The following is a 20,661-nucleotide window of genomic DNA, read 5'->3' as shown; positions in this document are numbered from 1 at the left end:
GGCGTCAGCCCGCGGTGTCCGGGCCGCCGTTGAGGGGCAGCACCTTCCACAGCCGGGGCTTGTCGTATTGGGGCGGAATCATGCCCAGCGGCCAGCCCTGGGCGGTGACCTCCGCGTACTGGTAGCTGCGCCCGGCGTAGCGCAGCGCCGTGCCCTTGCCGGGCAGCCCCACGCCCACCGCCGCGTGGGACAGCGGGTCGGAGTACAGCACCACCGCGTCGACTCCCGCCTGCCGGAGCAGCATCACCGCGAGCACCGCCTTGGAGTCGCAGTCGCCGCGATTCTCGGCGGGGACCAGCGCCGGCGGGACGATGCCGAAGGCCTCGTCCTCCGGCAGTTCGTAGTCGATGCTCTGCACGAAGCCGAGGATGAGCTGCGTGGCCTGCGCGGCATCCAGCCTCCGCTCGCGGATGGAGGCGACGAAGGTGTCACCCAGCCTCCGCACGGGCTCGGCGTTGGTGCGCATCAATTCCTCGTAAATGCAGCGCATGTCGGCGCTACAGCCGGGCGGTGCGTTGAACGAGAAGCGCTCCCTGCCCAGTGAGCGGTAGTGCAGCCGGCGGCCCAGCGCCGCGTGTTCATCCGCCAGCGTCTGGGCCAGCGCCGTCCCCAGGCCGTAGGAGACGTGGTGCTCGGGGGGCTGGATGCTGTCCGCTCGCCAGTCGTAATCACGAGCCCGCTGCGGTGAGGTGCCCGGCGGGAGCAGCACCAGTCCCAAATCCATCGCGCGGGCGCCTCTGGGATGGCCGGGCTCTGGTGGCGCGATGTCCATGCCCGCCAGATGGCCCAGCGTGCCCAGGCCGCAGCAGCAGAAGCAGCTGGCGAGGCCCACCACGCCGAGCATCCACTTGAAGAACGTCTTCACGCGGGCGCGCGCAGCGTCCCTTCAGGGAGCTGGGGGAAGGGGATGAGCCCGTTGAGCGCCGCCTGGAGGCCCGGGGCGGTCAGTAGCGCCAGCACCAGCAGGATGGCGGAGAGGATGAGCGCCGCCGCGACGTTGCCCTTGCGCACTTCCGCCAGCTCGTCGATGCCCGGCGTCATCCGGTCGAACAGCAGCACGCCCGTGCCGAGCACCGTGACGCCCACGCCCAGTGACAGCCCCACGTGCAGGACGGCCACCGCGACCAGCCGGCCCACGACCAGCAGATGCAGGGGCGGATTCTGCACGGTGAGGTCCAGCGCGTCCGACGTGGCCTGCACCGCGTGCTGCACCAGCAGGCCCAGCGACACCAGGCTGGCGGCGTGGACGAGGCAGGCGGCAACGTTGCCCTGGCGCAGCTCCTCCGCGGGGTTGGTGCCGAGGATGCGGCTCAGTCCACGCAGCGCGAGCCAGATGCCCAGCGCGGCGACGAGGCCGCCGAACACCACCTTGATGAGACCGACGAATAGCAGGAGGAAGTCCATGACGAGCGAGGCGAGCCGGGCGCCCTGGATGAGCGCCCGGCCTCGCATTCTAGCCCGGTGTTACTGCCGGCCGAAGGTCTGCGTCCAGTAGTGCCGGTACGTGCTGCTCGGCGCGTTGAAGTAGCCGACGCCAATCTCCAGCAGCGCCGGGTTCATGATGTTGTTGCAGTGCCCGGTGCTGGTCATCCAGCCATTCACCACGGCCAGGGCCGTGGAGTAGCCGGCCGCGATGTTCTCCGCGGCGTTGCGGTACGTGTAGCCCGCCCAGTTCATCCGCTGCCAGGGCGTGGAGCCGTCCGAGCCCGTGTGGCTCATGAAGTTGTTGGTGCCCATGTCCTTGGAGTGCTTGCGCGCCGCACACCGCAACTGGGGGTTGTTGCTGAGCGCGGGCGCGGGCGGCTTGGCCACGCCGCCACAGACGGCCCCAGCGGCACGGCGCTCGTTGACGAGCACGAGCACCTGGTCTTCCAGGGCCGTCCACGCCGAATTCCACGTCGTCACGTCGTCGCAGTACGCGGCGGCGGTGACAGTGGCGGACCCTTCCTGCGTCTCCACTGGCGGGATGACAACGCCTTCTCCAGCGGGCGTCTCAGGGGTGGTCTCCGGCTCACCACAGCCGGTGAACATCGCGGCACCCAGGACAGCGACAGCAAGAAAACGTGAGTTCATGACTGCTCCTTTCCACGGGGTGTGGAGCGCCATCCTCTCGCTTCACACGCCCGCACCGAAAGGCGCTGTCCGCACTCTCTCCGGCGAGCGCCTGCTCGTGTGTCTGGTGCACGTCGATGGCCTTCAAAAGCGCTGCGTCTCTGCCCGTCGCGAAGTCTTCCGTGGTGGGCACAGTCTCTTCATCCGGGACAATTCCCACGCCATGGAATGTGCAGCGGTCGGGACGAAGAACTTCCATCTCGGTGTACATGAGCCGGACGCTGCCTGGGCGCACCAGTTTGGTGAGGGTGCCGTGGGTGTCCGCGCTGCGCTGCCCCACCACGGCGAACCGGGCCGGATGCCCGTCTGTCCGCGGCTGGGGAATTGAAGCCCGCCACGCGTCTCCTCTACGGTGTCAGCGCCTGATTCCGGAAGGATGGAGACGCGCGGCGCATGTCGGCTCCAGCGAGTGATTCAAACACCAGCGAGCGCGGGACAGGGGCCCTGCCGTTGCTGCGTCACCACCCGGCGTTCCGGGCCTTGTGGGGCGCGCGAGTCCTCTCCTTCACGGGTGATGCGCTCAGCCTGGTGGCGCTCATGCTGTACGTCGCGGAGCAGACGGGGCAGGCGCTGGCTGTCTCCCTGTTGCTGCTCGTGGGGGACTTCGCACCCGCCTTGCTGGGGCCGCTCACCGGGGCCATCAGTGATCGGTTCGACCTCAAGCGAGTGATGATTGCCTGCGAGCTGCTCCAGGGCGCGCTGCTGGTGCTCATCGCGCTCACGATGCCGCCACTGCCGGTGCTGCTGGCGCTGGTCGCCGCGCGAGCGATTGCCGGACAGGTGTTCCAGCCCGCCTCCCGGGCGGTGGTGCCCGCGTTGGTGCGGAGCGAGGACCTGGAGGCCGCCAACGCCAGCGTGGGCTTCGGGACGCAGGCCGCCGAAGCGTTGGGGCCGTTGCTCGCGGCGGCGATGTTTCCGCTCGTGGGGCTCCAGGGCGTGCTGCTGGTGGACGCGGCGTCCTTCTTCCTGTCCGCGGGCTTGTTGGTGGCGCTGCCGTCCGTGCCGCCCGCGCATGACGGCGCCGCGCCGCCCGTGTCGTTGTTCCAGCAGGCACGGGATGGGCTCGTCTACCTCTGGCGGGCGCGGGTGGCCCGCGTCGTCGCGTTGGGCTTCTGCGCCGTGGTGGCCTTCAACGGCGTGGATGACGTGGCGCTGGTGTTGCTCGCGAAGGACACCTTCCAGGCAGGGGACTCGGCGGTGGGGTTGCTGCTGGGCGCGGTGGGGCTGGGTCTGGTCGCGGGCTACGCGCTGATGGCGCGGCTGGGCGCGGTGGCGGCGATGCCGGTGATGCTGGTGCTGGGCTTCGCCGTGAGCAGCCTGGGCAACCTGCTGACCGGCCTGGCCTGGGCCGTCTCCGCGGCGTTCGCGATGCAGGCCGTGCGCGGTGTGGGCATCGCCGCCATGGATGTGGCCAGCCACACGCTCATCCAGCGCTGGGTTCCGGCTGGGATGCGGGGGCGGGTGTTCGGCAACTTCTACGGCGCCATTGGTGTGGCGGCGGGGCTGTCCTACGTCGCGGGAGGATTGTTGCTGGACGCGACGTCCGCGCCAGTGACGCTGCTGGTGGTGGGGGCGGGGGGAATGCTCGCGACCGTCGTGGTGGCGTGGCGGCTTCCGGGCGCGCTGCGGACAAGCGCCGCAACGCGCGAACCGGATTGACGCCTCAGACGCGGCGCTTGCCTTTCACGAACGCCAGCCCCACCGGGTTGCCCCGGTAGATGACCACGGTCCATTCCTGCCGCAAGGCGCGCACCGGACTGTCACCCGATGCCTACCGCCGGCGCTGCGCGCTTCGATAGCGCCGTCCGCGCCTCCCAGCGGGCCTGAAGCCGGGGGAAGCAGGCGCGAAACACCATGAACCACACGGCGCCCGCCAGCAGGTCCACGGCATAGTGATAACGCAGCACCAGCGTGGACATAAGGATGGCCACGGCGACGGGCACCATCAGCCGGAATCGCCACGGGTGCTGGCGCCGGTCGTGTTCGAGCAGCACCAGCGTGATGTACGTGTGCAGGCTGGGGAAGAGGTCGTAGGTGGACGAACCGCTCGCCACCACGGCGGCATTCAGTTGCGTGAACCAGCCGCCCTCGATGGGGAGGGTGAACAGCTCCGGCCAGGCGGCCACGGGGCCGATGGCGGGCATCAGGTAGTAGCCGGCGATGCCCGGGACATAGGCGGAGAAGACGTCGATGAAGAAGCGCTCCGCCCGCGCACGCGGCCCCACCAGCGCCCAGGCCATGGCGAGGTGCAGGTATCCGTGGAACGCCAGATAGCTGGCGCTGAAGAACTCGTTGACCCAGGGCGTGCTCCACCGCTGGAGCCAGGCGGCCGGGGTGATGCCGAACAGGAACACGTCAGCGGACAGGAGCCAGGCGTCACGCGTCACGAGCCCCAGCGCGGGGACGGCCTGCTTCACGGAGGCATAGAAGAAGAACGTCGCGAGGTAGGCGAGCAGCAGCCGTGCCCGGAAGACATGAGCCACTGCGTTCAGTCGCGCCAGCAGCACCACGCTGGCCATGAACAGCACCGTGCCGCCAACTGCTTGCACGGTGGCTGCCGCGGAGACTCCCGCGACGAACACCAGCGCCGTCGAGAGGGCGATGCCGAACGCCGCCAGCAGGACTTCGTGCGGGTACAGCCGCTCAGGCATCGGGCGTGGCGGGTTTCGCCCCTCGGATGAACGAACCGGAGAGGACGCCGCGCACGAACGAGAAGTAGGACGGGATGAAGGGGGCTCCCTGCGCGACGAGGTCCGCGCGCAGCGTCCGGTGCAGCGCGGGCAGGTTGTACCAGGGCACGCGGGGATACAGGTGGTGCTCCAGGTGGTAGTTCTCGTTGCACATGAAGAAGCGCGTCACCGGGTTCGACAGGATGGTCCGGGAGCCTCGGACCGGGTGCGTGCTCTCTGGCAGGAAGGTGTGCTGACTCATGCCCCGGACGTTGACCAGGGTGTTGAGGAGGAGCATCGGAATCGCCCAGGCATGGAGCAGCACCTGTCCGGGGATGAAGATGACCGCGGCCGTCAGGCCCGCGACGGCCAGCGCCACTTCGAACAGCACCCATCGGCGCTCGGCGGCCGTTCCCTGTCGCCACCCCAGGATGGGAATCATCGTGATGTAGGCGGGATAACCGAGCAGCAGCCGGCCCACATGCATCAACAACTCCAACCACCGCCGACCCGTGTAGTTGGCGTAATGGTCCGGGTCCTTCCCTCCGCCCAGGTCGGCATGGTGCTTCAGGTGCAGCACCTTGTAGGCCGCGTAGTTCTGCAACACCGGGAGCGCGCAGGCGATGCCACCCAGCCGGTTCAACCAGGGCCGCCGCGCGAGGCCACCGTGGACGGCCTCGTGGGTGAACAGGCTGATGCCATGCAACGACGCCGCGGCGATGAGGTACAGCGGGGCGCGAGCGAGCCAGACTGTCCAGGCCGCGTCCCGCGCCGCGAGCACCACGGACAGCGCCGCCGCGCCCAGGTAGAGCATGAGGAACACGGCGAGCCGCGGAACGTGCCGCGCATCGACCTGCTCCAATTCACGCAACTGCGAAGGGGTGAGGGATTCTGTCGCGAGCGGCATGGGAAGTTCCGGGGTAGAACCATGCCATGGAACCTGGCCTGGTTTCGACGCCGCCCCTTCGCTTGAAGTTCGCCGTTGTCCGGGAGGACGCCGCGCTGGAGTTGGCGCTCGTCGAACGCACGCGGGCGCGGGCCGTGCTCGCGGTGGCCTCGGGAGGCTGCACGCTCCTCACCCTGGCGCGGCGCCATCCTGCGCTCGAGCTGGTGGGCTTCGATTTCAACCCGCGTCAGCTCGCGCATGTCCGGGAGAAGGCGGAGGGGCTCGGCCGCCTTCCGCTGGCGCGCTACAGCGTGGAAGAGGAGGACACCACGGCCCTGAATCAGCGCGGCGAATTCGAGGGGCTCTTTCGCACGCTCCGCCGGTTCATCGAGGAGTTCGTCGCGCCCGCGCACGAACTCGCCGCCTTCTTCGCGCCAGCCACCACGGCCTCACAACGCCGGGAGGACTGTGCCCGCTGGTTCGCTTCGCCCTACTGGCCCGTGGCCTTCGAGCTGGCCCTGGCGGCGCCGCTGCTGAACACCATGTTCGGGCCCGCCGCGACCCAGCATGCCGAGCCCGGCTCGTATCCTGGCTATTTCCAGGCGGTCTTCGAACGCGGGCTCCAGCGCGAGGATGCGCCTCGAAATCCCTTCCTCCAGCACGTGCTGCTCGGCAGGTACTTGCGTGAGGATGCCCCCGAGTATCTCCGGGCCGAAGGCCCGCTGGCGCTGACGCTCGTCCAGGGCTCGTTGCCGGATGTGCCGCGCCTGGACCGCTTCGACGTCATCTCGCTCTCCAACATCTTCGACTGGTCGGAGGACGCGCTGGTGGCGGAGTGGGCGGGGTTGCTCGCGCGTGAGGCGCGGCCCGGTTGCGCCGTCCTCATCCGTCAGCTCAACAACCGCCGGGACCTTCGCCGCTTCTTCCAGCCCGCCTTCGAGTTCGATGACGCGCTCGGCGCGGAGCTGCTTGCCAGGGACAGGAGCCTGTTCTACGAGCGCATCGAGGTCGGCTTCCGCGTGCCAGACAGCCCATGAGTGACGTGCGCTTCATCGTTGCCCGGCCCGACTCGCTCGGGCCCTATGTCGAGCGGCTGCGCCTGCTGGAGCGTGAAATCCTCTATCCACTCGCGGATGGGGCCGACCACTTCTTCACCGACCATGGGCCCGGCTACCACCCGTTCTTCTCCTCCATGGGCGAGGCGTACTTCCTGCTGGCGCTCCGTGGCGACGACTTGCTCGGCTCCGTGACGGGGGTCTTGCGTCCGGTGTGGCACGGGACGCGGAAGGTGGACGCGCTCTACATCTGCGACCTCAAGCTGGCGAAGCACGCGCGGGGCTCCGGGCTCTCCACGAAGCTCCTGCTTCAGGGACTCAAGCACCTCTTCCTCATCCCCCCGCTGCGCCGGATTCGTTTCCTCTACGGCGCGGCCATGCGCGGCGCCCGGGGCGACGTGATGCGCATCGCCCGTGGGTGGAATCCGCTGCGCATGGGGCGCCCCACGAGCCAGCTCGCGCTCTACTTCGTGCCGCCCGCTCGGCTTCAGGCGTTGGAGACGCGGAGTGCACCCCCGCGCCCCACGGAAGCAGGGCTCCGCCTGGGGCCCGCGCCCGCCAGGGCGCTGGAGGGGGCGGGGTGGTGCACCACGGCGGGGGCCAAGGACCTTCAGCGGTTGTCCACGGGTCGCCCGTGGCCCCTGGTCCACCTGTCGGCGCCACCCGAAGCCTGGACGCACGGCTGGGGCGAGTACCTTCGTACCTGCGGTGTGGAGCTGGCGGCGCTCGGGGAGGAGGCGCTCGCCTGCTTCAGCATCGACGAGCGGCTGGAGGACCACGTCCACTGGCTGCGAGAGGCGGGCATCGCTCCTGATTCGGTGTGCACCGTCTATTCTCTCGACCTCTCCTTTCCTGTCAGAGCGCCAGCATGGGTGCACCTTCCCTCATCCGAAATCTGAAGCTGCGTCAGCACATCGCCGGGCTCAAGGCGGAGTGGAACGCATTGGATGCGCCCTACCTGCGCGCGCTGAGAGACGGCACCTTCGCGCGGGAGGACTTCGTCGAAACGCAGCTCCAGTTCTCCTCCGCGGTGGCGCACTTCTCCAGGCCCATGGCGATGCTCGCCAGCCGGCTGCCTCAGCCCCACCAGCGGCTGCCGCTGGTGGAGAACATCTTCGACGAGCACGGACGCGGCACGTTGGCTCACGGCCACGAGCGCACGTTCCACCTGCTCCTCTCGCGCCTGGGCGTTGAGACAGCTCGCGTGGAGCGACATGTGACCTGGCCAGAGGTGCGTGCCTTCAACGTCGCGCTCACCGGCATCGCCGCGTTCGAGGGGCCGCTCACGGGGCTCGCCGTGTTCGGCATCATCGAGGACCTGTTCAGTGGCATCTCCCTGGACCTGGGCCGCGGCATCGTCGCGCGGGGCTGGCTCCAGCACGGCGAGGTGGTGCACTACCCCACGCACGCGGACCTCGACGAGGAGCACGCGGAAGGCTTCTACCGGCAGTTGGATGCACCCTACGAGACGGACGCGGGGGCCGCCGAGATTGAGCAGGGCCTGGCGTTGGGCGGGCACCTCTTCCTGAGGCTGTACGACGCGCTGTTCCGGGCGCGTCACCGCCGGCTGGGTTAGGGCCGCGGCCCACTGGGGCCTTCCCGCGCCGCGTCTCCGACGGCATGGAGCCGCAGCCAGCCCCGGTTTCGGAGGAGTTGGCGGATGGGGGCTCGGAGCTCCGTGCGGAGCCGGGGCTCCTCGGTGGCCACCGCGTCGGCTGGGACCCGCAACTGCCAGGAGACACCGTCAGGGTGTGATGGCTCGGAGGGTTCTCCCGCGAGCACCAGCCGGACGATGAGCGGCGGCAGGTCCGTGTCATCACCAGCGCGCCATTGCGTCGTGGCCCGCGCGCGCTGGGGCGAGGCCAGGTGGTTGAAGATGCCCACGGCCTGCTGCGCGACCTCTGGCCGCGAGCATTCGAAGACGATGGACCAGACGCGGGCCTGCTTCATTCGCGGCGTCCGCTGCAACCAGCGGAAGAGCAGCACCGCGAGCGCGGCGCCCAGCAGTTGCGCGGCGATGATGGACTCCACGTCCATGGAGTGCATGGCACTGGGGCGGGTGCTGAACGCCCGGGCGAGGATGAGCGCTGGGTTCGCCAGGGCCCGGGAGTCGGTGAACCAGACGGTGGCGGCCAGATAGCCGGCGACGACCAGCGGAATCGCGGTAGGGCGATTCCGCACGCAGCCGCGCACCATGACGAGCAAGCCGAAGGTGGACACCAGCTCCGTGACGAACTGCGCCAGGCTGGCCGTGGGCTCACTCGCGCCGACGAGCACCGGCTCATGACACATGACGTGGGCCACCCACCGGCCCGCGACGGCGCCGCCCACCTGCGCCAGCACGTACAGCGGCACGTCGCGCCACGGTGTGCCGTCTTCGAGCGCATCCGCGAAGGTGAGCGCGGGATTGAAGTGCGCCCCCGTGAGCGGTTGAAGCACGTAGGCCAGACATGCCAGCACCGCGCCCGCCGCCAGGGACATGAAGAGGCGTCCATCCGTGGCGCTCACGCCCAGGTGCTCGGCGCCGTGGTGGGCGCCTTCCAGCGCGACCACGAGCAGTCCGCAGCCCAGGGCCTCCACCACGAGCCGCCGGGAGCGGTTCATCCGGGCCACGTCATCCGGCGCGGCAGGGGACTGGAATGCGTGCGTCACGGCGAAGCCCCTCCTGGAAGCAGGTCCGCGGGCCCCTGGGAGATCGGCTCCTCCACCGCACCTGGAACCGGAAACCTAGGGCTCACCCGTGGCACCGTCAAAGGCAGGGGGCCAGACTGCCCGTCGGTGAACAAGGCCGGTTCACCAGACGTGGAGGCGCTGCGCCCGTTGTCGCCGCTCAGGGCTTGCGCGCTCGCAGCCGCCACACCTGGAAGGTGTGCAACCGCCGCCCACGAAAGTCACCGAAGAGCTCCACGGGGCCTTCCACCGTGGTGAAGCGAGAGGTCAGCGCCTCGGGGGGCTGCGCTCCGCCTTCGCTCACCCACAGCACGTCCTGCCCGGGCATCACGGCCGGGTCGGCCCAGAGGTCATACTGGCTGAAGCGGGCCGGTGCCCCCGTCTTCGTGAGTCGCCGCGCGTAGTAGGCTACCTGGGACGCCAGTTGGTAGTTGGGCGCGTAGACAGCGGCCACGTTGTCGGGCGTCAGCTCCGGGAACAACCGCTGCGGCGTGGCCAGCTCGCGCAGCACGCTCCAGCCGTGCGTCCGCCACAGCGTCCTGTCCCGGCGGAAGTGGAGCACGGGGAAGAGCAGGTGCGAGCCCACCACCAGCACCACCGCCAGCCCGCTGAACGCCGCCGCGCGCTGCCAGACGGGCCGCATGCCCGCCACGCCCACGCAGGCCGCGAGGTACGCCGCGGACGGCCAGTTGGCCTCGCCTCGGGTGCGCAGCGACGCGTAGCCGAAGAAGAGCAGGGGGACGCAGGCCGCCATGCGCAGCAGGAAGTGCTCGCGCGGACCGCGCACGCCGTACACCAGCGCGAGGGGAAAGAGCACGGGGCCTCCGAGGGCGAGCTGACCCGCGAGGAACTCGCCGAAGGTGCTCCAACCGCTGCGCCAGTCGCGGCCCAGGCCATGGCTGAGCTGGAAGGCGAAGCCCACCCAGTCATGGCCCGCGTTCCAGAACACCACCGGCGCGAAGAAGGCGCCCGCCAGCGTCGCCGTGCGCCACGCGCCCCAGGGCATGCGCCGCGCTCGCACCGTGGCGATGAGGAACGCCACGCCCAGCAGCACGGCCGGGTACTTCGACAGCAGGGCGCACCCTCCGGCCAGTCCCGCCAGGACCCATCGCTCCCGCCACAGGGCCCACAGGGCCAGCGTCCAGAACAGGAGCAGGGGCGAGTCGGGCGTGGGCCACACGCCGGCCACCGCGCCCGCGGGGACGACGCTCCACAGCGCCGCCGCCCGCCAGGCCGTCGCCGCGTCGCCATGGACGTCGCGCGCCAGCCGCCACACCGCGGCCACCGTCCCCACGCCGCACAGCATCGCCGTGCCCTCGATGCCCAGCAGGGCGATGTGCCAGGCCACCAACGGTGGATGGTCGAAATAGCCCCAGTCGAGCTGGCGGGCCCATTGCCAGTAATAGGCGGTGTCGAAGTAGACGTCCGTGCCCAGCACCAGGGCGAGCCGCGCCGCCATCGCCACGCCGAGCAGCGCCACGCAGGTCTTCAGACTGAGGCCCGTCGAGGCGGGAGACGGCGGAGACACGGCGGCGACCTACTCCGTCCGCCCCTCTGTTGACCACCATCCCTCCAGTGCTTTCGGCTTGCCCGCCCTCGCGCGGGTTCGTATCTCGACAGGCATTCCTCTTCCTGGAGTCCCGATGGCCACGCCCCCTCCGTCAGCTGACACTTCCAACCGTCTGGCCCGGGAACCCTCTCCGTATCTGCGCCAACACGCACACAACCCCGTGGACTGGTTCCCCTGGGGGGAAGAGGCGCTCGCGAAGGCGAAGGCGGAGAACAAGCCCATCCTGCTGTCCGTGGGCTACTCCGCCTGTCACTGGTGCCACGTCATGGCGCACGAGTCGTTCGAGTCACCCGAGACGGCCCGGCTGATGAACGAGGGCTTCATCAACATCAAGGTGGACCGCGAGGAGCGGCCAGACCTGGACCAGATTTATCAAGGCGTGGTGCAGCTCATGGGACAGGGCGGCGGCTGGCCGCTCACGGTGTTCCTCACGCCAGACCTGAAGCCCTTCTACGGCGGCACCTATTTCCCGCCGCAGGACCGCTATGGCCGCCCGGGCTTCCCCCGGTTGCTGATGGCGCTGCGGGACGCGTGGGAGAACAAGCAGGACGAGGTGCAGCGGCAGTCGGCCCAGTTCGAGGAGGGGCTCGGAGAGCTGGCCACCTACGGGCTGGAGGCCGCGCCCGCGGTGCTGACGGCGGCGGACGTGGTGGGCATGGGCCAGCGCATGGCGAAGCAGGTGGACGCGGTCCACGGGGGCTTCGGCGGCGCGCCCAAGTTCCCCAACCCGATGAACTTCGCGCTGATGCTGCGCGCGTGGCGAAGAGGCGGGGGCGCGCCGTTGAAGGACGCGGTGTTCCTGACGTTGGAGCGCATGGCCCTGGGCGGCATCTATGACCAGTTGGGAGGCGGCTTCCACCGGTACTCGGTGGACGCGCGCTGGCTGGTGCCCCACTTCGAGAAGATGCTCTACGACAACGCGCAGCTCCTGCACCTCTACGCGCAGGCGCAGCAGGTGGAGCCGCGCCCGCTGTGGCGCAAGGTGGTGGAGGAGACGGTGGCCTACGTGCGCCGCGAGATGACCGACGCGGGCGGCGGCTTCTACGCGGCGCAGGACGCGGACAGCGAGGGCGAGGAGGGGAAGTTCTTCGTCTGGCGCCCAGAGGAGGTCCGCGCGGCCTTGCCGGAAGCGCAGGCGGAGCTGGTGCTGCGTCACTTCGGAATCAAGCCCGGCGGCAACTTCGAGCATGGCGCGACGGTGCTGGAGGTGGTGGTGCCCGTGTCGGAGCTGGCGCGGGAGCGCGGCGTCTCCGAAGACGCCGTGGAGCGCGAGCTGGCCGCGGCGAAGCAGACGCTCTTCGACGCGCGGGAGCGGCGGGTGAAGCCGGGCCGGGACGACAAGCTGCTGTCGGGATGGAACGGGCTCATGATTCGCGGGCTCGCGTTGGCATCGCGTGTCTTCGGCCGGCCGGAGTGGGCGAAGTGGGCGGCGGACGCCGCGGACTTCGTGCTGGAAAAGGCGTGGGACGGGACGCGGCTGGCGCGCTCGTACCAGGAGGGACAGGTGCGCATCGACGGCTTCCTGGAGGACTACGGTGACCTGGCCTCGGGCCTCACCGCGCTCTACCAGGCCACCTTCGACGTGAAGTACCTGGAGGCGGCGGACGCGTTGGTGCGCCAGGCCGTGGACCTCTTCTGGGACGCGGAGAAGGCGGCGTACCTCACCGCGCCCCGGGGACAGAAGGACCTGGTGGTGGCGACGTATGGCCTCTTCGACAACGCCTTCCCGTCCGGCGCCTCCACGCTGACGGAGGCGCAGGTGGAGCTGGCGGCGCTCACGGGTGACAAGCGGCACCTGGAGTTGCCGGAGCGCTACGTGGCGCGGATGCACGACGGGCTCGTGCGAAACACCATGGGCTACGGCTACCTGGGCCTGGCGGCGGATGCGCTGCTGGAGGGCGCGGCGTCCGTCACCGTCGCGGGCGCGCCCGACGACGTGGCGCCGCTGCGGGCCGCCATGGACCGTGCCTTCGCGCCCACGGTGGCGCTGGCCTGGAAGGCGCCAGGGCAGCCCGTGCCCGCGTTGCTGCAAGGGACTTTCGAAGGACGTGAGCCCGTGAAGGGACGGGCCGCCGCCTACCTGTGCCGGGGCTTCGTCTGCGAGCTGCCCGTCACCGAGCCGGACGTGTTGGCCCAGCGGTTGGCGGCGCTCACCGGCCCCTGAGCAGGGGCCGGCACGGCCTGCGTCACTTGACGGCCGTCACCTTCAGCGCGCCGATGAGCGGCGTGATTTCGGCGTTGCCTTCCTTGCCGAAGGCGAAGTGCGTGGCGTCCGCCACCACCTGGTTGAAGGTGGGGTCCAACTGGGTCCACTCGCCCACGAAGGCCTCCACCCATTCGTGCCAGTAGAGGGCGGGCACGCCGTCCTGGTTCACCATGTAGATGACGCCGTCCACGCGGCGGGCGGGCACGCCCGCCGCGCGCAGCAGCGCCACGGACAGGAGCGAGTGCTCCGTGCAGTCGCCCTTCTTCTGGCTCAGCACGTCCGTGGCCCGGTCCGCGCTGGCGCCGTAGTCCTTCTCCAGGTTGGTGTACACCCAGGTGTTCACCTTCTGGGCGATGCGGTACGCGTCCTTCTCCGTCCCCACGAGCTGCTTCGCCAGCTCGCGGATGGCCGGCGCGTCGCTCTCCACCATGAGCGTGGACTTGAGGTTCTCCCCGCCCTCCGGGTCCTTCAGCGGCAGGGGCTTGCGCGTCTTGGGCGCGACGGCGGACAGCGTCACCTCCACGCTGCCGTCCGGCTGCGGCTTGAACTGCTGGCGGTACGTCTGCTCCTGGAACTTCGCGGGCAGGCCCTGCACCACCAGCGTGACGTGGCCGGGCACGGTGCGCGCGGACTCGGGCAGCGGCTTGGGCAGCACCACGCGGGTGAGGCCGAAGACTTCCACCAGGTCCAGCCGCTTCGCGACGGCCTCCGTCTCCTTCCGGGCCTGCATCGTCGTGCCGTAGTCCACCAGCACCATCTCCCCGCGCTGGGTGATGTACGAAACGACGGGGACCTTCTCCTTCTCCGACACGGTGATGGCCTTGCCCAGCTTCACCTGCACGCCGTTGATGGTCCGCTGCTCCTCGGGCTCCACGGTGGTGGAGAGACCGTAGGACTCCAGGTCCATTCCATCCAACGAGAAGCCCGTCACCTTCGCCTTGCGCAGCAGCGCCACGCGCGGCGGGTCGGCGTCCTCCACCCGCTCCTTCGTCGGAGGCCGCTTGGGCAGCGTCTCGTCGGGGCGGCCCGGGCGCTTGCGCACCACCTGGAAGCCGTCCGAGGTGGCCGTGCCCACCAGCGTCTGCGTGCCGCCGTCACCGGTCTGCTTCACGACGAAGGACAGCAGGCGCCCACCGGGCTTCGCCTCGTAGATGCGCTCCTCGTCATGCATGCGCTCCGACACGCGCGAGCCCACCATGGCCTTGAAGACGAGCTGGTTGGTCGTCTTCACCCGCGCGGGCTGGCCCGGCAGGACTTCCAGGTCGGTGAAGAGCCAGCCGACCTTCTTGTCCATGAGGTACAGGCCGAAGTACTCGCCGCCCTTGGGCCGGGCGGCCTTCACCACGTCGGAGACGGGAGCCAGTGTGGCAGTGGCCTTGGCCGCCGGGGCGGGCGCCCTCGCGAGCGCGGACGGTGCGCCCACCAGCAGGGCACACAGGGGCACGAGGGCCAGCAAGGTCGGTCGGTGCGTGCGAGTCATCGTGCCCCTTCTAACGAGTGAAGGGGCCGTTGTCTTCACCCGCCCGGCCTCGCGGCGTGGGGATTACAGCCGCTTGGTGAGGATGATGAGGTCGTCCCCCACCTTGTAGAAGTCCCGGATGCGGGCCTCCTCGCCGTACTTCATGGAGGCGTAGAAGCCGCGCGTGGGGCCGTAGGCCTCGGTGGCGCTCGTCTCCACGCGGATGAGGCGTCCGTTGCGGCGGCGCAGGTCGCCCTCCATGGCGGACACCAGCGCCGCGCCTACGCCTTGACCGCGAACTTCCGGTGCGGACGCAATCCAGTACAGGTCGTAGGTGTCCTCCGTCATCGGCGTGGGGCCGTAGCAGATGTAGCCCACGAGCTCGCCGTCGCGGTCCGCGACGATGATGGCGTAGTCCGTGTTGCCCGGCGTGAGCGTGGTGTTCGCCAGCTCGATGGCGACCTCAACCTCCTGCGGCGAGAAGGTTTCGATCTTTCGAATCAGGGCGGCGATTGGCGCCCGATCCTTTTCTTCGATGGGACGGATGTCCATGTGCTCTCTCGAGCGCGACCTCCACGAGCCGGGACGCCAGGGCCGGATAGTCCATTCCGGCGGCCAGGGCGGCCTTGGCGAACCCCGCGCTCGGATGAAGGTCGCAGTTGGGGTTGATGTCGATGACGTAGGGCACGCCCTCTGGGGATACCCGAAGGTCGACCCGTCCATAGTCCTGACAGTCCAGTGCTGCAAAGGCTTCCAGCGCGACCTGCACGCAACGGGACTCCAGGTTCGCGTCCAGCCGGCACAATCCGCTGGTGGTGTCCCGGTACTCCGCCGACGCCGCCTCCCACTTGGCGTTGTAGGAGACGATGTTGGGTCTGTCCTCGAACGTACGGCCGAAGACGATTTCCGTCAGGGGCAGCGCCTGGCGCGGCCGGTTGCCGAGCAGCGGCACATAGATTTCCCGCCCAGGGATGAACTGCTCCACCAGGGCCGGCTGATGAAACTCACGGAGCACCGCGTCACAGGCGCGGACCAGCGCGGCGCGCTCGTGCACCACGGATTCCGACGTCACGCCCATGCTGGCGTCTTCCCGCGCGGGCTTGACGATGAGCGGCCAGGGCAGGTCCACCGCCAATGCATCCTCCAGGCGCTCCACCACGTGGAAGGGCGGCGTGGACACGCCGCGCGCGGTGAGGACTTCCTTCGCCTTGGGCTTGTGCAGCGCCAGCCCCAGGGACAGCGCGCTCGAGCCCGTGTAGGCCAGCCCCAGCGCGTCCAGCAGGCAGGGGATGGCCATCTCGCCCCGGCTGTCGGCCGCCAACGACTCGCAGAGGTTGACGACCAGGTCCGGCTGGCACCGGCGCAGGGTGTCCATGAAGTCGAGCCGGTCACCTTCGATGGCGAGCGGTTCGGCCAGGGTGTCGCCCCGGTTGAGGGCATCCGCCATGGCGGAGACGACACGGACCACATCCTCCCGGGCCTCCCGCCCAGGGTCGTCCTCGAGGAGGTCGTGGTCGCGGTTGTGCAGCAGGATGATGTGCATTCGGTGGTGCGGAAGGGTTACCACGTCCCCTGCCTCCATCACAGTCCGCACGTGAGGCCGGCTGCCCCCCGGAAAGGTTCGCGGTACGTTTGATGCCTCCCGAGGGGGTATCCAGGAGTATGGAAAGGGAATCATGCGCATCCGTGACCCCATCCACGGCACCATCTCGGTCAGCGACCCCGAGAAGGCCGTCATCGACAGCCGGCACTACCAGCGGCTGCGGTATGTCCGACAGCTTGGCTTCGGGGACCTGGCCTTTCCCGGGGCCACGCACACGCGCCACATCCATTCCCTGGGCGCCATGCATGTCGCCTCGCGCGTGTTCGGCGCGGTGGCCGCCCGCTCGTCGCTGCCGGAGGACGTGCGGGAGCGCTTCTGCGCGGCGGTGCGTCTGGCGGTCCTCTGCCATGACCTGGGGCACATGCCGCTGTCGCATGCCTCGGAGCGCATCGCCCCGAAGCGCTCGCTCCTGCGCCTGCCATCCTGGCTGGACGGCACCGCGGAGGGTGAGCTGGCCACGCACGAGGACTACACGGCGAAAATCCTCCTCGACAGCTCGCTGACGCCCATCATCGAGAAGCACTTCGGCGGCATGGGGATTACGCCCATGGCGGCGGTGGCGCTGGTGTCGGGCGCGAAGCCACCGAAGGACCCGGGCTTCACGCACCAGGGCGTGGACTGGACGCCGCTGCTACGCGCCATCGTCTCCGGCGAGCTGGACGCGGACCGCATGGACTACCTGCTGCGCGACTCCTTCTACACAGGCGTCAACTATGGCCGGTACGACATGGATTGGATTGTCAGCAACCTCAATCCCGCGATGAAGGACGGGCGGGCCTACCTCGCCCTCAGCCGGGCGGCGGCCTTCGCCTTCGAGGACTTCCTCCTCAGCCGCTACCACATGTTCGTGTCGGTGTACCTGCACCACACCTCCGTGAACTTCGACTACATGCTGCGGCGCTACTACGAGGAGTCGCCCGGCGAGTTCGAGATTCCTTCGGATCCGGAAGAGTTCCTGCTCTGTGATGATTCGGCGCTCTGGTACACGCTGCGCCGCTCCAAGAATCCGTGGGCCCAGCGCATCAGCCAGCGGCAGGGCTACAAGCTGCTGGCGCAGTTCACGGAGCGGGACACGGGCTACGACCTGGACGTGCTACGCAGCGCGCTGGTGTCCCACAAGTTCGACCACTACGTCGTCGAGTCCCAGAACGTGCTCAGCAAGTACACCTCCGGGCCATCTGGCCGAGGGCCGAGCCTGTACATCATCGACGCCTCCACCGGCCGGCTGACCGAGGTGGCGCGCTACACGCCGCTGTATCAACGCTACAGTGGAGCGGTGCGGCTCGTCCGGCTGTACGTCCGGCCAGACCAGGCGGACAAGGCACATGCGTTGATGGGCCGGGTACTCGGCCAGGCGGTGGAGTCATGAGCGAGCGTCTTCCCAGTCTGGGCCTGGGCCTGGACCTGCTGCCCCACAGTCCGGTGGAGGCCCGCCCTTCTTCCGTGGCGCTGCTGTACCGGCGCGCGGGGGAGGGCGTGGAGGTCTTCTGGGTGAAGCGCGGCAAGGCGCTTCGCTTCGCGGGCGGCTTCTATGCCTTTCCCGGCGGCAAGCTGGACGCGGCCGACGCGGACGTGCCAGTGGCGGGCGCCAGCGGAGAGGAGGCGGCGCTGCGCTCGGCCGCGGCGCGCGAGCTCTTCGAGGAGACAGGCGTGCTGGTGGCCCACGGCGCCGAGGCGCTATCCGCCGCGAAGGTGGCGTCGCTGCGCAAGGCGCTCCTGGACGGGACGCTGGGGTGGGGCGCTCTGTTGAAGGCGGAGGGGTTGTCGCTGCACGCGGATGACTTCCGGGCCGCGGGCCGGTGGGTGACGCCGCCGGCGCTGCCCGTGCGCTTCGATACGCGCTTCTACCTGGTGGAGATGCCCGCCCACGCGCGCGCGGAGTGGTGGCCCGGCGAGCTCGCGGAGGGCGCCTGGGTGACGCCCGCTGATGCCCTGGCGCGGTGGGGAGATGGCACGGCGCTGCTGCACCCGCCCGCGGTGCATGCCTTCCAGGTGCTGGGCTCCTTCACGGATGCGTCCGACGTCCTGGCGCGCCTGGCGTCGCCTCCGTTCTGCCCGGGTTACGTCTCGCAGCGCATCGAATTCCAGCAGGGCGTGCGCGTGGTGGCGCTGGAGACGCCCACGTTGCCGCCGGCCGCGCATACCAACGCGTATGTGCTGGGCAACGGCGAGCTGCTCATCGTGGACCCGGGCGCCGCGGACGTGAAGCAGTACGCGAAGCTGCTGTCACTGGTGTCGGGTCTGAAGGCGGAGGGGCTGCGGCCCGTGGCGGTGGTGCTCACCCACCATCACGGTGACCATGTGGGCGGCGCGCGCGCGGTGAAGGAACGCTTGGGCATCCCGCTGTGGTGCCACGCGCGTACGGCGGACCGCCTGGACTTCCCCGTGGAGCGGCTGCTGGAGGACGGTGACGTGCTGGAGCTGGCGGGCGAGGTGCCGCAGCGCTGGCGCGTGCTGCACACGCCGGGGCATGCACAGGGGCACGTGTGTCTCGTGGACGAGCGCAGCCGCTCGGCGGTGGTGGGGGACATGGTGGCCGGTGTGGGGACCATCGTCATCGACCCGCCGGAGGGGCACATGCGGGACTACCTGACGCAGCTCGCGCGGCTGCGGGACTGGCCCGTGAGCACGCTGTACCCGGCGCACGGCTCACCGATTCCGGACGGGCCCGCGAAGCTCCAGGAGTACCTGGACCACCGGGCGGCGCGGGAGGCACTCATCCTTCAGTCCGTGCCACCCAACGGCGCCACGCTGGCGCAGGTGGTGTCCCTGGCCTACGCGGACACGCCGCCGCTGCTGCATCCCCTCGCGGAGCGCAGCGCGCTGGCCACCCTGGAGAAGCTGGTGGAGGAAGGCCTCGTGCGTGAGGAGTCGCTCCAGTACTTCCGCGCCTAGAAGCGGCCGGCGAGCCCCATCGCCCCGCCCCCCGGGGCCAGGCTCACCGTGGGCACCAGCACCACGGGGCGCTCCTGCTGGCGTCGCCGCTCGTAGGCGCCATGGGACAGCTCGAACGCGAGGATGGACGTCGCCACGGGCACGGCGAAGGTGGCGGTGAGGACCGCCCAGGACGCTTCGTCCGACAGCGCCACGACGGCCAATGGCGCGGCCGTTCCCACCAGTCCGCTCAGCAGCGTGGGCAGGAATCCGCCGCGTGCATCCATCAGCGAGCCTCCAAGGTACACGCCTGACGCCGCGCCGAGCCCCATTCCAATCGAAGCGCTGATGAGGCTGAGGTTCCTCCCGGACCGGCACTCGCTGTAGCCGCAGGACACCTGGTCCGACACGAGGACGCCTCCGAGGAAGGTCACCGCGAGGCCAGAGGCGCCAATCAGCGCGCCGCCCACCGTTTCGCCCACCAGGCGCGCGCCCAGCGGGAACGGTGCATCCTGGGACGGATACATCTGGGGAGAGGCCGGCGGCCTGGATGCCGGTGACGGACGGCCCACCGCGGGCCGCTGCTGCGTGGTCGTCACGGGCTCTGGCATCCGCGGCGCGTCATCCATTGGCTGGGCGAGCGCGAGGGCGGGCAGCAGGAGCGTCAGCAGGATGGGGCGGTTCGGATGGGAGTGCATGGGCGCTGGTGCTCGGAGTGAGAGCACGGCGCGGGCACGGATGCCATCGCCTCCCTGATGGGTTTCGCGCTGAACGGACGGCGCGCCTCAGGAGGACTGCTTCGCGGGTCTGGGGCGAGTTCCATGGGGCGCTGTTCGGAAATGTCGGGACTTTGGCGCGGCGAAAAGTCCCGACATTTCCGAACAGCGAGCTCCCGAGGTGCGCAGCTGCCCTGGGGTGCTTCGCCTCAGAAGCTCCCGGCGAGGCCCAGGCGAGGCCCGCGTTCGCCCATCCCGGCGACGGGGACCACCTGGAACGTGCTCGGGGCCTTGCGCGTGAGCGCGGGGCGTTCCTCCCCCGGCGATGACAGCTCATAGCCCGCCACGGCGCCCACCACGGGGAGCAGCAGCAGGAACACCGCGCCGCCGGGTTCGTTGTCTCCGATGCCCAGCAGGGCGGAGCCGATCAGCGCGCCGCCCCAGCCGATGAGGCTGCCGCCCGCGGTAGCGAGGAAGGTGCCCCGGCCGCCCATGAGCTTTCCACCCAGCCAGGTCCCGGCCGGGATTCCCACCACGACCCCCGTCAATCCACCGACGCCCGCGACGATGCTGCACTCGTCGCAGCCCACCGTGGACGCACCCACGAAGAAGCCCGTGAGGAGGCCCAGGGAGCCCGCGATGATGCCGCCACCGGCGCCACCCAGGAACTCCACGGCCACCCGTGGCACGGGGTCCGTGGCGCGGGAGTGGGCTCTGCCAGGAAGGGCCTGTTCATTGACGGAGGTCGTGCCCTCCGTCTCCTGGCCCGTGCGGGAGTCGTCCTCGGCGTCGTCGTCGCGGCGCGTCGGCGCGTCCCAGCCGCCCGGGGCTGGAACCAGGG

At 69.8% G+C, this 20,661-nt stretch carries 19 protein-coding genes; 7 read left to right on the top strand and 12 right to left on the bottom strand.

From position 1 onward, the window contains the following. Positions 1 to 4: 4 nt before the first annotated feature. The 3 genes from FL344_RS16565 to FL344_RS16555 are packed head-to-tail and all read right to left on the bottom strand — an operon-like array spanning position 5 to position 2,073. On the bottom strand, positions 5 to 865 hold the full coding sequence (locus FL344_RS16565) for a hypothetical protein (RefSeq protein ID WP_141619212.1): 861 nt from the start codon (positions 863 to 865) through the stop codon (positions 5 to 7). Next, complete coding sequence (locus FL344_RS16560; RefSeq protein WP_141590266.1) at positions 862 to 1,452, bottom strand: DUF350 domain-containing protein; 591 nt, start codon at positions 1,450 to 1,452, stop codon at positions 862 to 864. The genes FL344_RS16565 and FL344_RS16560 overlap by 4 nt, the downstream gene beginning before the upstream one ends. 12 nt (positions 1,453 to 1,464) lie before the next feature. Further along, positions 1,465 to 2,073: a CAP domain-containing protein gene (locus FL344_RS16555; protein ID WP_228565105.1), complete on the bottom strand. Its 609-nt coding sequence runs from the start codon at positions 2,071 to 2,073 to the stop codon at positions 1,465 to 1,467. Positions 2,074 to 2,505: 432 nt separating this feature from the next. Between FL344_RS16555 and FL344_RS16550 the strand changes: the two genes are divergently transcribed. Continuing rightward, positions 2,506 to 3,771, top strand: a complete 1,266-nt coding sequence (locus FL344_RS16550; protein WP_228565104.1) for an MFS transporter — start codon at positions 2,506 to 2,508, stop codon at positions 3,769 to 3,771. A gap of 101 nt (positions 3,772 to 3,872) precedes the next feature. On the opposite strand, the gene FL344_RS16545 is transcribed toward FL344_RS16550, so the two are convergent. Both FL344_RS16545 and FL344_RS16540 read right to left on the bottom strand, forming a co-directional pair. Then, positions 3,873 to 4,763 (bottom strand): phosphatase PAP2 family protein, encoded by an 891-nt coding sequence (locus tag FL344_RS16545; protein ID WP_141619210.1) that lies wholly within the window; start codon positions 4,761 to 4,763, stop codon positions 3,873 to 3,875. Further along, positions 4,756 to 5,688: a fatty acid desaturase gene (locus FL344_RS16540; protein ID WP_141619209.1), complete on the bottom strand. Its 933-nt coding sequence runs from the start codon at positions 5,686 to 5,688 to the stop codon at positions 4,756 to 4,758. The genes FL344_RS16545 and FL344_RS16540 overlap by 8 nt, the downstream gene beginning before the upstream one ends. A gap of 26 nt (positions 5,689 to 5,714) precedes the next feature. Here FL344_RS16540 and FL344_RS16535 point away from each other — a divergent pair, with 26 nt between their 5' ends. Genes FL344_RS16535 through FL344_RS16525 form a run of 3 tightly spaced genes read left to right on the top strand, consistent with a single transcriptional unit; the run spans position 5,715 to position 8,298 of the window. Beyond that, a complete protein-coding gene (locus FL344_RS16535) occupies positions 5,715 to 6,704 on the top strand; it encodes a DUF3419 family protein (RefSeq protein WP_141619208.1) in 990 nt (329 codons plus the stop codon). Then, complete coding sequence (locus FL344_RS16530) at positions 6,701 to 7,621, top strand: GNAT family N-acetyltransferase (protein ID WP_141619207.1); 921 nt, start codon at positions 6,701 to 6,703, stop codon at positions 7,619 to 7,621. The genes FL344_RS16535 and FL344_RS16530 overlap by 4 nt, the downstream gene beginning before the upstream one ends. Continuing rightward, positions 7,591 to 8,298, top strand: coding sequence for a TenA family transcriptional regulator (locus FL344_RS16525; RefSeq protein WP_141619206.1), 708 nt, complete (start codon positions 7,591 to 7,593; stop codon positions 8,296 to 8,298). The genes FL344_RS16530 and FL344_RS16525 overlap by 31 nt, the downstream gene beginning before the upstream one ends. Here FL344_RS16525 and FL344_RS16520 read toward each other — a convergent pair. Together FL344_RS16520 and FL344_RS16515 are read right to left on the bottom strand one after the other, a co-directional pair. Next, positions 8,295 to 9,374, bottom strand: coding sequence for an aquaporin (locus FL344_RS16520; RefSeq protein ID WP_141619205.1), 1,080 nt, complete (start codon positions 9,372 to 9,374; stop codon positions 8,295 to 8,297). The two genes, FL344_RS16525 and FL344_RS16520, sit on opposite strands and share 4 nt — an antisense overlap. Before the next feature lie 178 nt (positions 9,375 to 9,552). Further along, complete coding sequence (locus FL344_RS16515) at positions 9,553 to 10,920, bottom strand: glycosyltransferase family 39 protein (protein WP_141619204.1); 1,368 nt, start codon at positions 10,918 to 10,920, stop codon at positions 9,553 to 9,555. A gap of 115 nt (positions 10,921 to 11,035) precedes the next feature. On the opposite strand from FL344_RS16515, the gene FL344_RS16510 reads away from it, so the two are divergent. Beyond that, entirely contained in the window at positions 11,036 to 13,126 is a 2,091-nt protein-coding gene (locus FL344_RS16510; protein ID WP_141619203.1) for a thioredoxin domain-containing protein, read from the top strand. Positions 13,127 to 13,148: 22 nt separating this feature from the next. On the opposite strand, the gene FL344_RS16505 is transcribed toward FL344_RS16510, so the two are convergent. The 3 genes from FL344_RS16505 to FL344_RS16495 form a co-directional block, all read right to left on the bottom strand. Continuing rightward, positions 13,149 to 14,648, bottom strand: coding sequence for a transglutaminase family protein (locus FL344_RS16505; RefSeq protein ID WP_194863134.1), 1,500 nt, complete (start codon positions 14,646 to 14,648; stop codon positions 13,149 to 13,151). Between the two features lie 63 nt (positions 14,649 to 14,711). Next, the gene (locus tag FL344_RS16500) at positions 14,712 to 15,179 is read right to left on the bottom strand and encodes a GNAT family N-acetyltransferase (protein ID WP_011555903.1); all 468 of its coding nucleotides are present in this window, start codon (positions 15,177 to 15,179) and stop codon (positions 14,712 to 14,714) included. Further along, complete coding sequence (locus tag FL344_RS16495; protein WP_141619242.1) at positions 15,091 to 16,170, bottom strand: ATP-grasp domain-containing protein; 1,080 nt, start codon at positions 16,168 to 16,170, stop codon at positions 15,091 to 15,093. Before FL344_RS16495 ends, FL344_RS16500 begins: the two co-directional genes overlap by 89 nt. 133 nt (positions 16,171 to 16,303) lie before the next feature. On the opposite strand from FL344_RS16495, the gene FL344_RS16490 reads away from it, so the two are divergent. After that, positions 16,304 to 17,599, top strand: coding sequence for an HD domain-containing protein (locus FL344_RS16490; protein WP_141619201.1), 1,296 nt, complete (start codon positions 16,304 to 16,306; stop codon positions 17,597 to 17,599). Further along, positions 17,596 to 19,125, top strand: a complete 1,530-nt coding sequence (locus FL344_RS16485; RefSeq protein WP_141619200.1) for an MBL fold metallo-hydrolase — start codon at positions 17,596 to 17,598, stop codon at positions 19,123 to 19,125. Before FL344_RS16490 ends, FL344_RS16485 begins: the two co-directional genes overlap by 4 nt. On the opposite strand, the gene FL344_RS16480 is transcribed toward FL344_RS16485, so the two are convergent. Further along, positions 19,122 to 19,802 carry a hypothetical protein gene (locus tag FL344_RS16480; protein ID WP_228565102.1) on the bottom strand — a complete coding sequence of 227 codons (681 nt, stop codon included), beginning with the start codon at positions 19,800 to 19,802 and terminating at the stop codon, positions 19,122 to 19,124. The two genes, FL344_RS16485 and FL344_RS16480, sit on opposite strands and share 4 nt — an antisense overlap. A gap of 227 nt (positions 19,803 to 20,029) precedes the next feature. Then, on the bottom strand, positions 20,030 to 20,661 hold a 632-nt coding region (locus FL344_RS16475; protein ID WP_141619198.1), incomplete at its 5' end, for a GlsB/YeaQ/YmgE family stress response membrane protein.

Source organism: Myxococcus sp. AB036A (genome assembly GCF_006547355.1).
GTDB lineage: Bacteria > Myxococcota > Myxococcia > Myxococcales > Myxococcaceae > Myxococcus > Myxococcus virescens.
The sequence above is the reverse complement of the archived record's forward strand: the minus strand, read 5'-3'. Positions and strand labels throughout refer to the sequence as shown.

Bases quoted from the DNA above. Each gene is read 5' to 3' on its own strand.
- FL344_RS16530 (WP_141619207.1), top strand. From the start codon at position 6,701: ATGAGTGACGTGCGCTTCATCGTTGCCCGGCCCGACTCGCTCGGGCCC.
- FL344_RS16560 (WP_141590266.1), bottom strand. From the start codon at position 1,452: ATGCGAGGCCGGGCGCTCATCCAGGGCGCCCGGCTCGCCTCGCTCGTC.
- FL344_RS16510 (WP_141619203.1), top strand. From the start codon at position 11,036: ATGGCCACGCCCCCTCCGTCAGCTGACACTTCCAACCGTCTGGCCCGG.
- FL344_RS16485 (WP_141619200.1), top strand. From the start codon at position 17,596: ATGAGCGAGCGTCTTCCCAGTCTGGGCCTGGGCCTGGACCTGCTGCCC.
- FL344_RS16490 (WP_141619201.1), top strand. From the start codon at position 16,304: ATGCGCATCCGTGACCCCATCCACGGCACCATCTCGGTCAGCGACCCC.
- FL344_RS16540 (WP_141619209.1), bottom strand. From the start codon at position 5,688: ATGCCGCTCGCGACAGAATCCCTCACCCCTTCGCAGTTGCGTGAATTG.
- FL344_RS16535 (WP_141619208.1), top strand. From the start codon at position 5,715: ATGGAACCTGGCCTGGTTTCGACGCCGCCCCTTCGCTTGAAGTTCGCC.
- FL344_RS16500 (WP_011555903.1), bottom strand. From the start codon at position 15,179: ATGGACATCCGTCCCATCGAAGAAAAGGATCGGGCGCCAATCGCCGCC.
- FL344_RS16555 (WP_228565105.1), bottom strand. From the start codon at position 2,073: ATGAACTCACGTTTTCTTGCTGTCGCTGTCCTGGGTGCCGCGATGTTC.
- FL344_RS16495 (WP_141619242.1), bottom strand. From the start codon at position 16,170: ATGCACATCATCCTGCTGCACAACCGCGACCACGACCTCCTCGAGGAC.
- FL344_RS16505 (WP_194863134.1), bottom strand. From the start codon at position 14,648: ATGACTCGCACGCACCGACCGACCTTGCTGGCCCTCGTGCCCCTGTGT.
- FL344_RS16525 (WP_141619206.1), top strand. From the start codon at position 7,591: ATGGGTGCACCTTCCCTCATCCGAAATCTGAAGCTGCGTCAGCACATC.
- FL344_RS16545 (WP_141619210.1), bottom strand. From the start codon at position 4,763: ATGCCTGAGCGGCTGTACCCGCACGAAGTCCTGCTGGCGGCGTTCGGC.
- FL344_RS16480 (WP_228565102.1), bottom strand. From the start codon at position 19,802: ATGCACTCCCATCCGAACCGCCCCATCCTGCTGACGCTCCTGCTGCCC.
- FL344_RS16550 (WP_228565104.1), top strand. From the start codon at position 2,506: ATGTCGGCTCCAGCGAGTGATTCAAACACCAGCGAGCGCGGGACAGGG.